The 13,214-nt window shown below is 62.6% G+C and carries 11 protein-coding genes; 9 read left to right on the top strand and 2 right to left on the bottom strand.

The features are described 5' to 3' along the window. Positions 1-15: 15 nt before the first annotated feature. The 8 genes from FBY04_RS27870 to FBY04_RS27835 all read left to right on the top strand — a co-directional run bounded on the left by FBY04_RS27870 (position 16) and on the right by FBY04_RS27835 (position 10,318). Positions 16-942: a LysR family transcriptional regulator gene (locus tag FBY04_RS27870; protein WP_145318515.1), complete on the top strand. Its 927-nt coding sequence runs from the start codon at positions 16-18 to the stop codon at positions 940-942. Between the two features lie 214 nt (positions 943-1,156). Further along, the gene (locus FBY04_RS27865; RefSeq protein WP_145318512.1) at positions 1,157-2,692 is read left to right on the top strand and encodes an MFS transporter; all 1,536 of its coding nucleotides are present in this window, start codon (positions 1,157-1,159) and stop codon (positions 2,690-2,692) included. 26 nt (positions 2,693-2,718) lie between these two features. Continuing rightward, entirely contained in the window at positions 2,719-3,783 is a 1,065-nt protein-coding gene (locus tag FBY04_RS27860) for an HlyD family secretion protein (protein ID WP_145318509.1), read from the top strand. Beyond that, positions 3,780-5,342, top strand: a complete 1,563-nt coding sequence (locus FBY04_RS27855; RefSeq protein WP_145318506.1) for an efflux transporter outer membrane subunit — start codon at positions 3,780-3,782, stop codon at positions 5,340-5,342. The genes FBY04_RS27860 and FBY04_RS27855 overlap by 4 nt, the downstream gene beginning before the upstream one ends. A gap of 271 nt (positions 5,343-5,613) precedes the next feature. After that, entirely contained in the window at positions 5,614-6,396 is a 783-nt protein-coding gene (locus FBY04_RS27850) for an efflux RND transporter periplasmic adaptor subunit (RefSeq protein WP_084323362.1), read from the top strand. After that, complete coding sequence (locus FBY04_RS27845; protein WP_084323363.1) at positions 6,393-7,712, top strand: efflux RND transporter periplasmic adaptor subunit; 1,320 nt, start codon at positions 6,393-6,395, stop codon at positions 7,710-7,712. The genes FBY04_RS27850 and FBY04_RS27845 overlap by 4 nt, the downstream gene beginning before the upstream one ends. Next, positions 7,713-9,809: an efflux RND transporter periplasmic adaptor subunit gene (locus FBY04_RS27840; RefSeq protein WP_145318503.1), complete on the top strand. Its 2,097-nt coding sequence runs from the start codon at positions 7,713-7,715 to the stop codon at positions 9,807-9,809. It abuts the gene before it with no gap. A gap of 11 nt (positions 9,810-9,820) precedes the next feature. Next, positions 9,821-10,318, top strand: coding sequence for a GNAT family N-acetyltransferase (locus FBY04_RS27835; protein WP_145318500.1), 498 nt, complete (start codon positions 9,821-9,823; stop codon positions 10,316-10,318). 122 nt (positions 10,319-10,440) lie between these two features. Here the strand turns inward: FBY04_RS27835 and FBY04_RS27830 are convergent, their stop codons facing one another. Further along, complete coding sequence (locus FBY04_RS27830; protein WP_145318497.1) at positions 10,441-10,752, bottom strand: hypothetical protein; 312 nt, start codon at positions 10,750-10,752, stop codon at positions 10,441-10,443. Between the two features lie 52 nt (positions 10,753-10,804). Further along, complete coding sequence (locus FBY04_RS27825) at positions 10,805-11,392, bottom strand: phage tail protein (RefSeq protein WP_084323367.1); 588 nt, start codon at positions 11,390-11,392, stop codon at positions 10,805-10,807. Positions 11,393-11,632: 240 nt separating this feature from the next. Here FBY04_RS27825 and FBY04_RS27820 point away from each other — a divergent pair, with 240 nt between their 5' ends. Further along, complete coding sequence (locus FBY04_RS27820) at positions 11,633-13,204, top strand: glycosyltransferase family 39 protein (RefSeq protein ID WP_145318493.1); 1,572 nt, start codon at positions 11,633-11,635, stop codon at positions 13,202-13,204. Positions 13,205-13,214: the final 10 nt, after the last annotated feature.

The raw sequence follows: 13,214 nt of genomic DNA, 5'->3' as shown, positions 1-13,214 counted from the left end.
CCACGAGTGCTCAGCATGAAACTCCCGGACATGAACCTTCTGGTCGCCCTCGACGCCTTGCTTGACGAAGGCAGCGTGGTGAGCGCCGCGCGCCGCATGCATCTAAGCCCTGCAGCCATGAGCCGCACGCTGACGCGGATACGCGAGGCCATCGGCGATCCGATTCTGGTGCGGGCCGGCCGTGGCCTGGTGCCGACACCCAAGGCACTGGCGTTGCGTGAGCAGGTACGGGATCTGGTGGAGCAGGCCGCGCTGCTGTTTCGATCTGCCGATGAAGTGGAGCTGGGCAGTTTGCGTCGACGCTTCAGCATTCGTGCCAACGATTTCTTTGTCGGCGTCTACGGCGGCAAGCTCTTCGACACGATGGAGCGCCAGGCGCCGCACTGCGAACTGCGCTTTGTTCCGGAGGGCGATGGGGATGACGAAGCGTTGCGTGAAGGACGCATCGATTTGAGCGTCAGCAACAACCGGCCGCTGATGCCGGAAGTGAAGGTGCAGAACCTGTTCTCCACGCACTTTGTCGGCCTGGTGCGCGACGACCACCCGTTGTTTGATGAAGAGATCACCGCCGAGCGCTATGCCGGGTTTTCTCACATCAGCATGTCTCGTCGCGGCATCGCTCGCGGCCCGATTGATACGGCGCTCAACGCCTTGGGCCTGGAGCGGCGGGTGGCGGTGATTGCGCCGAGTTTCCATGCCGCGATGTTTGCGTTGCCGGATTCCGATCTGATTCTGCCGGTACCCAAGGAAGCGTTGCTGAGTGTGCGGCGCCTGGGGTTGAAGCTGCGTTCATTCACGCTGCCGATCCCGTTGCCGACCCTCATGCTGACCCAGGCCTGGCACCCGCGTTTCGACAAAGACCCGGCGCATCGCTGGATGCGTGAAACGCTCAAGGCGTGTTGTGACGAGACGTGGCTGGCTGCACAACCCACGTCAGACTGAACACGCACCCTGTAGGAGCCGGCTTGCTGGCGATCGTGATTTTTCATTCAACATCTTCTTCATCGACTGATAGACCGCCATCGCCAGCAAGCCGGCTCCTGCAGGGCTATGTATTGTTGCGGCTGACGCACTTATAAGCTGCCAATAAGTTGATTTTCGTCAGCTTCCACGCTTCCTAAAATGCTTCGGAATCCATTCCCGGAGCTTGCAGTCCATGACTTCCCTCACGGCCCCGGCATCTCTCGCTGCGGCCAGCCCCACCGCCGTGACGCCGCCGGTCTTCGGCCCGCGGATCATCATTGGTCTGGTGGGCGTGCTGCTGGCGGTGCTGGTATCGGGCCTCAACGAAATGGTGACCAAGGTCGCCCTCGCCGACATTCGCGGCGCATTGGCCATCGGCTATGACGAAGGCACCTGGCTGGTCGCCAGTTACACCGCGACCTCGGTGGCCGCGATGGCGTTCGCGCCGTGGTGCTCGGTGACGTTCTCGTTGCGGCGCTTCACTCTCTGCGCGATCAGTGTGTTCACGTTGTTGGGCGTGCTGTGTCCGTTCGCCCCGAACTACGAAAGCCTGCTGCTGATGCGCACCTTGCAAGGTCTGGCGGGCGGTGCGTTGCCGCCGATGCTGATGACCGTCGCCCTGCGCTTTTTGCCGGCCAACGTGAAGCTCTACGGTCTTGCCGGATATGCCCTCACGGCCACCTTCGGTCCGGGGCTCGGCACACCGCTGGCCGGGTTGTGGACCGAGCATGTCGGCTGGCAATGGACCTTCTGGCAAATCATCGCGCCGTGCCTGATCGCCATGGCCGCAGTGGCCTACGGCCTGCCCCAGGATCCGCTGCGCCTTGAGCGTTTCAAGCAGTTCAACTGGCGCGGATTGCTGCTGGGTTTTCCGGCGATCTGCATGCTGGTGATCGGCATTCTGCAGGGCAACCGGCTGGACTGGTTCGAGTCGAGCCTGATCTGCGGCTTGCTCGGCGGTGGCGTGGTGTTGCTGGTGCTGTTCCTGATCAACGAATGGTCGCAGCCAATCCCGTTTTTCAAGATGCAGATGCTTGGCATCCGCAACCTGTCGTTCGCCTTGCTGACCCTGGCCGGGGTGCTGGTGATCTTGCTGGCGGTGATCATCATTCCGTCCAGTTACCTGGCGCAGGTGCAGGGTTATCGCCCAGTGCAAACCGCGCCGATCATGTTGTTGGCAGCGCTGCCGCAGTTGATCGCGCTGCCGCTGGTGGCGGCGTTGTGCAACCTGCGCTGGATCGATTGCCGCTGGGTGTTGGGGATCGGCCTGAGCATGCTGGCGTTGTCGTGCATCGGCGGATCGCAGCTGACATCGGTGTGGATTCGCGACGATTTCTACGTGCTGCAACTGCTGCAAATCTTCGGGCAACCCATGGCTGTGTTGCCATTGTTGATGCTCTCGACCGGCAGCATCAGCCCGATGGAAGGGCCGTTCGCGTCGGCCTGGTTCAACACCGTTAAAGGCCTTTCGGCGGTGATCGCCACGGGAGTGATCGACGCGCTGACCACATCGCGGCTGCACTTTCATTCGACCATGTTGGTGGACCGCCTCGGCAACTCGCCGCTGGCCGACAGCGACAGCGCGGGCCTCGCTCATCGGTTGCATGAGCAGGCCGTGGTGCTGACGGCCTCGGACCTTTATCTGTGCATGGGCGGCGTCGCGTTGGCGCTGATCCTGTTGATTTTCTGGCTGCCGACGCGGATCTATCCGCCGCGTGCGCCGACATGAATGCTTCATTGAAACAGAAGGTTTTTATGACGACTCAATCCAAGCAAAAAATCGCCGTCGCAATTGCCTCCGTGGTGGCGGTCGGCGTACTGGTGTATCTGCTGGCACCGGGATTTTTTGGCAAGCGTACGCAACAGAACACTAATGACGCCTTTGTCTCTGCCGACTTCACGTTGGTCGTGCCCCGCGTCGCCGGGTTCATCAAGGACGTGCTGGTGGAAGACAATCAGCAGGTCAAGGCCGGGCAGTTGCTGGCGCTGATCGATGACCGGGATTTGCGCGCTGCCGCTCAAGCCGCCGACGCCGAAACACTGGTGGCGCGGGCGCAACTGCAAAACGCTCGCGCAACCCTTGAGCGCCAGGCGTCGGTGATCGCTCAGGCGCAAGCCACGGTCGTGTCGGCCAAGGCAGAGATGGCGTTCGCCGAACATGAATTGAATCGCTACAACCACCTCGCTGGCGTTGGCGCGGGTACGGTGCAGAACGCTCAGCAAGCCCGCACGCGTATCGATCAGGCCAGTGCCCGGTTGGCCAATGCGACAGCGGTGTTGGCGGCGGAACGCAAGCAGGTGGAAATTCTCACCGCCCAGCGCGATGCAGCAGACGGCGGGTTGAAACGTGCGCAAGCGGCGCTGGAAATGGCCAGCTACGAGCTGTCCTACACGCGCATCGTGGCGCCTCAGGACGGCATGGTGGGCGAGCGTGCGGTGCGGGTTGGCGCTTACGTGACACCGGGAAGCAAGATCCTGGCGGTGGTGCCATTGGCGCAGGCTTATGTGGTCGCCAATTTTCAGGAAACCCAACTGACCGACGTGCAACCGGGGCAGGGCGTGCAAGTGCGCGTGGACAGTCTGGGCGGCGAAGCGCTGCGCGGTCGCGTCGAGAGCATTGCCCCGGCCACGGGCGTGACCTTCGCTTCGATCAAACCGGACAACGCGACCGGCAATTTCACCAAGGTTGTGCAGCGCATTCCGGTGAAAATCGTTCTGGCCCCGGGGCAGGCGTTGGCTGATCGGCTGCGCGTGGGGATGTCGGTGGAGGCAAGTATTGATACGGCTGACACTGGTGAGCATGAGGTTGCGCAACGATGAGCATCTTCGTCGACAGTTCTGACGCCTTCGCGAGCAAGCCCGCTCCCACATTGGAGCATCGCAGTGCACAAGAGATCCCCATGTGGGGGCGAGCTTGCTCGCGAAGAGGCCAGTGGCCTCAACTCACCCTGTGCACCTTCCTGGTTCTGGGCCTCACAGCCTGCACTGTCGGCCCGGACTTCCAAAAGCCTCAAACTCAGCAAATCGCCGGATGGTCGAAACCATCGAAAACCGCCGCCAGACAAACCGTCGCCGAAACCATGGACGAACGCTGGTGGGAAGTCTTCCACGACCCGAAACTCTCGGCCCTGACCCAGCGTGCCCTGACCGACAACCTCGACCTGAAACTCGCCAGCAGCCGCCTGGAGCAAAGTCGCGCCGCGCGCCAGGTGATCACCGCAGATCGCTACCCCAACACCGCCGCCACAGGCAGCTACGGACGTAAACGCAACAGCGGCGAAGGTTTGAGCGATCCCTCGGGGCACAATGGCAACTCGGCGTTCAATTTGTGGGACGCCGGCTTCTCGGCCTCCTGGGAACTGGATTTCTGGGGGCGGGTCCGCCGTGAAACCGAAGCAGCGGATGCCACGCTGGAAGTCGCGGAAAACGACCGGCGCAGCGTGCTGTTGTCTGTCCTTGCCGAAGTCGCCCAGGACTACATTCAGCTACGCGGCGTGCAAAGTACGCATGCCGTCACTGAAGAGAACCTCGACGTCGCCCGCCATAGCATGAAACTGTCGCAGCTGCGCCTGGCCGACGGTGTCGCCACCGACCTCGATGTCGCCGAAGCCGCCGCGCAAGTTGCCGCCATCGAATCGCGCCTGCCGGCGCTGGAGCAGCGTCAGTCGCAACTGATCAATGCCTTGAGCCTGTTGATGGGCGAACCGCCCCAGGCGCTGCATGCCGAGTTATCCACCGACGCGCCGGTGCCACAAACCCCGCGCCAGGTCGCCATCGGCCTGCCGTCGCAATTGGCCGAACGCCGCCCGGACATCCGCCGGGCCGAAGCTCGCCTGCATGCCGCCACGGCGAACATTGGGGTGGCCAAGGGGGATTTCTATCCGCGCATCACCCTGTCGGGCAACGTCGGCTCACAAGCGATGCAACTGAGCGATTTCGGCTCCTGGGGCTCGCGTACGTTCGGCGTCGGCCCGCAATTCAGCCTGCCGCTGTTCGATGGCGGCCGCCTGCGCGGCGTGCTGAACTTGCGAGAAGCCCAGCAACAGGAAGCCGCCATCGCCTACCAGCAAACCGTGCTGCGGGCCTGGCATGAAATCGACGACCAACTGACTGCCTACAACGCCAGCCAACTGCGCCGCGACAGCCTCGCCGAAGCCGTACGCCAAAACCAGATCGCCCTGCGCACCGCGCAACAACAATACGTGGAAGGGGTGGTGGATTTCGTTAACGTCCTCACCGTGCAAGGCGAGTTGCTGGCGACCCAGCAGCAATGGGTCGAGAGTTCGACCGGGGTGTCGTTGGCGATGGTCGGGTTGTACAAAGCGTTGGGTGGGGGATGGGAGTCGGTGTATCCGGTGGGGGAGATGGCGCAACGATGATCCGTTGCGTAGAAACGAAAAAACCGGCCGGAGCCGGTTTTTTCACCCCAACGGCCAGAGAACTGAATCTCTGCGTACGGGGTTGAGTAGTGCGGAGATCCTAAATGGCGTTCGCCATTTGCGTCAACCACCGACCTGCCGAGTCGGCAGCTAACCCTACACGCTGAAAGTAATCTTTTTGATACCAGACATTGCCATCCAATAGTCCCTATCACCTTGACGCTCACCCACGCTGTCATAGACTCCGCTCATCCGTCAGGGAGTTACGGTTATGCGACGAGTTCGTGTGTGGGTTATCGGATTGACCTTTGTAACGTGTACCGCTCAGGCGCAAACGCCCGTGCCAGACGATCCGCTGTTGGACAGCAGCGTCGGCAGCAGCAGTTCGGCAGCCAGCACGGAGGCCCGTGGTGTGTTGCGGGCTCGGGATCAGGCGATGCTCGCCAGCGAGTTGTCCGGGCGGATTGTCGAGTTGCCGTTCAGTGAGGGCGAGTCGTTCAAGAAGGGCGATACGCTGGCGCGGTTCGATTGTTCGGCCTATCAGGCGCAGCTCAATGCGGCGCAGGCGGCCAGCCGTGGGGCCAGTGAAGAGCTGGCTCACAACAGGCAACTGGCGGCATTGAATTCGGTCGGGCGTTTCGAAGTGGCGCGGGCCGAGGCCAGGCTCAGCGAGACGCAGGCGCAGTCCCAGGTGTATCAGGTTCAGGTCAAACGCTGCAGCGTGGTGGCGCCGTTTGATGGTCAGGTGGTCGAGCGCAAGGTTCAGCGTTATGAAAGCGTTGCCGCCGGTGCGCCGTTGCTGGATGTGGTCGACAACCGCACGCTGGAAATCCATTTGCTGGTGCCGTCGCGCTGGATGGGCAAGCTCAAGCCCGGCCAGACGTTCAGTTTTGTCCCCGATGAAACCGGTCGGCCGCTGGATGCCACGGTCAAACGGCTGGGCGCGCGAATTGACGAAGGCAGCCAGACCTTGCTGTTGGTCGCGACGCTGCCCAGCGCCTCAGGTTTGTTGGCCGGCATGAGCGGCACGGCGCGTTTCGCGGAGCTCAAGTGAACGCTCCGGTAAGCGGCGGCGCGGAGCAGGTCTTCGCCCGTTTCCTGGATCTTGAACGCCAGACCCGCGCCGCGCGCAATCCGTCGCAACTGGCCTACAGCCTGGTCAATGACGCTCAGGCGCTGTTCGGTTTTCGCCATGCCGCGTTATTGATTGCCGGCAAGGTGCAGGCGGTGACGGGCGTCAGTGCCGTGGACCCGAATGCCCCGTTCGTGGCGTTCGTCGAGCAGGCGGTAGCGCAGTTGTTCAAGGGCGATGTGCTGAAAAAGGCGCGGGTGATTTCGCCCGATCTTCTCAGCGAATCGATCCAGGCGGACTGGCAAAGCCTGTCTCCCGCTCAGGTGTTCTGGCTGCCGCTGATTGATCATCAAGGTGAAGTGTTCGGCGGCCTGTGGCTGGCCCGGGATCTGCCGTGGAACCCGCCGGAGCAAGTGTTGCTGTCGCAACTCGGTGACACTTACAGCCATGCCTGGCTGGCGCTGCAGCCGCGCAAACCGTGGCGACTGCGCTGGACCCGAAAACGTCAGCTGGCGCTGGTGGCTGTGCTGGTGCTCGGGCTGTTGATCCCGGTGCGCCAATCGGTGCTGGCGCCGGCGGAAGTGGTGCCATTGGGTGGTCGGGTCGTCGCGGCACCGCTGGACGGGGTGATCGCCGAGTTCCTGGTCAAACCCAACCAGACGGTGAAAACCGGCGACCTGCTGCTGCGCTTTGAAAGCACCACGCTCAAGGCTCAGGCCGACGTGGCCGAACGCGCCCTGGGCGTGGCCGAAGCTGAATTGAAGGCCAACTCCCAACGCTCGTTTGCCGATGCCGAATCCAGTTCGAAAATTGATCTGCTGGCCGCGCGCGTCGAGCAAAAACGCGCCGAACGGGACTACGCCCGTGAGCTGCTCAAACGCAGCGAAGTGCGCGCCGAGCGCGACGGCATCGCCGTGTTCGCCGACGCCGAGCGCTGGACCGGAAAACCGGTGCAGACCGGCGAACGGTTGATGGAAATCGCTGACCCGACCCAAGCCGAACTGCGCATCGAACTGGCCGTTGGTGACGCGATCTCTCTGGAACCCGGCGCGCAAGTCGCGCTGTTCCTCGACAGCGATCCGTTGCAGCGACATCTGGCCCGGCTCGAACGCGCGGCTTACGAAGCGCAGCCCACGGCCGGCGGGCAGTTGGCCTATCGACTCGATGCCAGTTTCGATCAGGCGCCACCGCGTATCGGCCTGCGCGGCACGGCGAAAGTCTTCGGTGATCGTGCACCGCTGGCGCTCTATCTGCTGCGCAAACCCCTGGCCGGTTTGCGCCAGAGTGTGGGGCTGTAGATGAGCCTGCCCAGCCTGCGCGCGGACTTGCAGCTGACCCCCGCTTCACCGGCGCTGGACGGCTCGCCGCGCTGGACACTGGCTGACCCGGTGCGCGGCCGCTATTTCAAACTCGGCGTGGCGGCGATGCGCTTGCTGCGACATTGGTCCCTGGGTGATCCCGAGCAGGTCCTGCACGCCGCGAATCGCGAACCGGGTTTGCCTTTGGCCGGCAGCGATCTGGAGCAACTGCTGGGCTTTCTGCGCAGCCACGATCTGATCAGTGCCCTAGACCCGCAGCAGCGTGACAGTTACAGCCTGAAGGCCGCCGCCCAGCGTCAGTCGCTGTGGCAGATTCTGCTGCATCAGTACCTGTTTTTCCGAATCCCGCTCTGGCGCCCGGATGCGTTTCTCAATCGAGCCTGGCCCTGGCTGGCGCGCTTCGGCCCGCGACTGCTGCGCTTCGGATTGCCGGCAACGCTGGGCCTCGGGGTGTTTCTCGTGTCCCGGGACTGGCAACGATTTATCGCGACCTTCCCTCATCTGTTCAGCCTCGGTGGTGCGCTGGCCTTTGGCGTGGCGTTGTTTTTTGCCAAGCTCTGCCACGAATTCGGCCACGCGTTCATGGCCAAGCGCGCGGGGTGTCGGGTGCAGAGCATGGGCGTGGCATTTATGGTGATGTTGCCGATGTTCTACACCGACGTCAGCGATGCCTGGCGGGTCAACGATCGGCGTGCCCGATTGCTGATCGGTGCCGGTGGCGTGCTGGCCGAACTGCTGCTGGCGAGTATCGCGCTGCTGGCCTGGTCGCTGCTGCCCGACGGGCCGGCGCGCACGGCGGCGTTCATGCTTGCCAGTGCGACCTGGATGACCACGCTGGTGATCAACCTCAACCCGTTCATGCGTTTCGATGGCTACTTTTTGCTCAGTGATTTCTGGGAGGTGGACAACCTGCAGGGGCGCGCCTTTGCCCTGTGTCGCTGGCATCTGCGCGAAACCCTGTTCGGCTATGGCGAACCGGCTCCGGAACCTTTGTCGCCGAGGATGCAGCGACGTCTGTTGGTATGGGGCTACGGCTCGTGGCTGTGGCGCGCGGTGCTGTTTTTCGGGATTGCGCTGGCGGTGTATCACTTGTTCTTCAAGCTGCTGGGTATCTTCCTGATGCTGGTTGAGCTGGTGTGGTTCATCTTTCTGCCGATCGCGCGCGAATGGCGGGAGTGGTGGAGCCGCCGCGATCAGGCCCATGCGCCGCGGGTGTTGTTGAGTGCGTTGGGGTTGCTCGCCTTCGTGCTGTTTCTGGCGCTGCCCTGGCGCAGTGCGGTGGAGCTGCCGTCAATGCTCGAGGCGGGACGGGTCAGTGCGTTGCATGCGCCGGTGGCTTCGCGGGTCAAAGTGGTGAATGTGCGCGATGGGCAAAAGGTCGCTCAGGGTGATGTGCTGATCGAACTGGAATCGCCGGACCTGGACTCGCGCCAGGCCATCGTGCGCCGGGAAATCCAGATCCAGCAATTGCAGATGCGTCGGCAGGCGAGTCGCAGCGAGACCGCGGCGGATGCGGGTATCGTCGAGCAGCGTCTGGCTGAAGCGGTGGCCGAATACCGCGGTTTGGCGGCCCAGCGCGAGCGATTGCTGCTGCGCGCACCCCATGCCGGCAACGTGCGCGATCTGTTGCCGCAATTGGCCGTCGGCCGTTGGCTGGCGACCAAGGAGCCGTTGGCGCGGGTGGTGGAGGACGGTGTGCGGTTGCGTGGTTATTTGGCTGAAGCCGAGTTGTGGCGTGTGGCACCGGGGGCTCGCGGGCGGTTCATTGCCGATGACCCGATGCACCCGGCGATCGCTGTGCAACTGACTGAGGTCGACACCAACGGTGCAGCCTATGTCGATCAGGAAGCGCTGACGTCCGATCACCACGGGCCGATTGCCGTGCGCCGGGATCCGCAGCAACGGGCCGAGCCGGTGCAAGGGCAATACGGGGCGCGGTTGAGCAGCCTCGATGAGGCGCCGACGCCTGTGCAACCGCTGCGCGGCGTGGTGGTGTTGCAGGGGCGCGGCGAGTCGGTGCTGGGTGTTGCGTGGCGGCGCATGGCGGCGCTGGGCGTCAGGGAAAGCGGTTTCTAGGGAGAGCAGCGATGACGAGTTCGGATTCTGTGTCGGCCGACGGTTTGGTGGTGCGGCCGTCGCGCGCTAACGATGGACCTTTTCTGCACAGCCTCTATCAGTCGGCGCGACCGGATCTGCAATGGATCGACGGCGAGCGAGACGTCGTCGAACACGTGGTGGCCCAGCAATTTCAGGTACAGGAGCAAGGATTGGGGGAGCACTTCCCCAACGCATTGCACTACGTGATCGAGAAGCTCGGCACGGCCATCGGTGCGTTGACCACTGATTTTGGCCCCAATGAAATTCGGGTGTTGTACCTGGCGTTCATTCCGCCGGCTCGCGGGCAGGGTTACGGTCGGGCGGTGCTGCAAGGTGTGCAAAAAGCCGCGCAGCAGATTCGCTGCCCGGTGGCCACGGTGGTCTGGGCCAACAATGCCCACGCGCGCCAGCATTACCTGGCGCAGGGGTTTCAGGTTGAAGAGCGTAATCCGGCGGCGGAGCGGTTGGTGTGGTATCCAAAAATTTGAACCCACCACCGAGCCAATGTGGGAGTGGGCTTGCTCGCGAAGGCGGTGTGTCAGCCAAAGTGATGTTGACTGACACACCGCCTTCGCGAGCAAGCCCGCTCCCACATTGGGATCTCGTGCGTTCAGTTGAATGCGATGTAGAAATATCCCACACCCGGATCACGTCCCATCGCCGGCACCCGTGAGACAAAAATATCCTTCACTTGGCCCAGTTTCGGTAACTCCAGCGCACACAATCCATCGACGAACGCCGTGGGCTTCAGGCTGGTGAGCTCGACACTGAACGGCATGCGCTCGCTGTTTGGCATCCGCGCCCGGGGTGTTTCTTCAAGGCTGTCGATATGAATCGGCAGGTCACTGCCATCCGGCAATCGCAGCGTGCCAGTCTTGCCCTGCAGCGTCTGAAAATGGTGGTGTTGAACCTGTTGCAGCATGGCGTCACTCCCAAAAATGAAAGTGACCGGGGGGAATCCCCCCGGCCGAACCTCAACCGCGCGAAGGGAACAGCCCTTCAAGGGCAATGCTGAAGTTGAGCACCAGGAACGGGTTCATGGTTTCCATGGGCAGGCCGTTGCCGGCGGAGGAAATCTCCCCGGTGACCGTCGTGGCCACACCCTTGAGCGGCACGGCCGCAGCACCCTGTTGATCGGAGAAGATACTCGCCGAGCCCGGTCCGCCGCCCGAGGCGCCGACATACGAGTTGGTCGCAGTGGGATTGGTGACCGGGTTGCTCGCCGGGCTGGCCAGTTGCAGGGTGGTGGTGGCCGTCAGCCCGGAGAGGGCGTGGGTGTGATTGGGCAGGTTGGTAATGGTCGCGGTGACGTTCTCGGTCCCGGAGAATTCGCCGATGACCCGTGGGGTCAGGTTCAGCCCGTTACCCATGCAAACAGGCATTCGGCCTTGCAGGTTGGGCAGCATGAAATTGGTCGAGCCATTGCCGCCGAAGTTGACCCCCAGCAGCGCGAACAGTGCGTTGTATTGCTGGACAGAGAGCGTCTGGCCATTACACAAGGCCCAGCCGCTGGGCGCGTAGTTAAAGGCGAAAGGCTGAATTGTGCCGATGAATACTTCCATAGTTCCTCATCCCTCAGGTTAGTTGTCTGGCGCGCCGCAAGGGTGGCCCGGACATCCAGGCCAATCGTTGCGATCAGCCGACTCCATTCATTTCCCTGGCTGAGTCACGCCAAGCCAGAGCGTAGTTGATGCGTATCACGGCCGAATGTCGTTGGTCGCAAAGACAGCATCGACGACGATCGTGCGCCGTCCTACAGTGATCAACAGGTGTTGTGGTCGGCTCGTTTCAGGGGGGGAGCAATGGAGGCGCGCAGAGAAACACCGCTTGGCGGCACCCAGGAACCGCACGCAGCGCCCGGCGTCTGGGCGATTGTCCAGCGCTGGTTGCGATGGGCGCGGGAGCATTGGCTGTTGCCGATCCTGGCGTTGGCGGCGCTGGTGCGTTTCTACGACCTGACGGCGGCGGCCATCTGGGGTGACGAAGGGTCGAGCTTGCTGCTGAGCCGTTTTTCACTGACCGACATCTGGGTACACGCGGCGCACGACGTGCATCCGCCGCTGTATTTCCTGTTGCTGCACGGCTGGATCGAGTTGTTTGGAGATGGCATTTTTTCGATCCGCAGCCTCAGCGCTTTACCCGGTATCGCCACGGTGTGGCTCGGCGTGTGGCTGATGGACTTGCTCGCCACTCGCCGTGCGGCGTTGCTGGCCGGTTTCCTGCTGGCACTGTTGCCCACGGCGGTGCGTTACAGCCAGGAAGTACGCATGTATTCACTGCTGGGGATGTGGTTGATCGGCGCCACGATTGCCTTGGTCTACTGGATCAGAAGCCCCCATCGCAGGCGATATCTGGTGGTGTATGCGCTGCTGATGACGGCTGCGTTCTACACCCATTACTTCACTGCCCTGTGCGTGCTCTGCCACTGGTTGTACCTGGGGTTGATCCGCGTACAACCGGGTTATCGCTTGCGGCATATTCAACGCCCCGGCTGGTGGCTGGCGAACGCGGCGATCGTGTTGTTGTACTTGCCGTGGGTGCCGAACCTGATCGATCTGCTCCAGCACATGGATCAGCTCAAGGCCAATGGCGACGTGGGTTGGGAAACGCCGGTCACGTTCGGCTCGCTGCCTTCGATGCTGTGGTCGTTCCTGATCCAGGACGATGGCGACAACCTGCCGACGCTGCTTTTCATCGCACTGCCGCTGGCGTTGCCGGTCATTGCTGGCGTAGGGGTGGCGCGGGATCGCAGTGTCTTTCGCGGCAGCGTTCTGCTGGTGATCTACACGGCGTTGCCGTTGCTGCTGGTGTTCGGTGTGTCGTTTATCACGCCGGTGTTTATCGAGCGCTACCTGACGGCCTATGCGTTGGGGCTGCCGATGATGGTGGCGCTGGCGGTGGATCGCCTGTATTCAGGCTTTCGGGTGCTGGCCGTGACGGTGTTGATACTGTTTGTCGGCGTTGAGCTGGTGGGCCTGAAGAACAACGCCACGGTGGACACCCAGGATCAGATCAACGTCATGGTCGATTACGTCAACCAGCACTTCGTGACCGGTGACCGGATCGTCACCAGCGACATGCTCTGGTACCTCAGTTACGTCTATTACAACCGCACCGACACTCAGCCGTTGCTTTACACGCCGACGTTGGCCAATGGTGTGTCGAGCCGACCGAATGCCTATGGTTTCGGCACGTTGGTAACCCAGGACACTTACCTCGACAGCCTCGACAGCTTGCCCAAAGGCCGTGGTCGAATCTGGCTGATCGGTACCGTCGATGCACCGGACGAATTCGCGCCGTTGCCCGCCGGCTGGCAGCGGGTTGGCGAAACCCGGGCCGGCGGCGCCTATGCGCGTCTGTTCGTGCGGCCTTGAGGCTGTAACG

Origin of the sequence: Pseudomonas sp. SJZ080 (assembly GCF_007828295.1) — a bacterium.
In the GTDB taxonomy this organism is placed as follows: Bacteria; Pseudomonadota; Gammaproteobacteria; order Pseudomonadales; family Pseudomonadaceae; genus Aquipseudomonas; species Aquipseudomonas migulae_A.
Note: the sequence above shows the minus strand (reverse complement) of the source record. Positions and strands in the feature narration are given on the sequence as shown.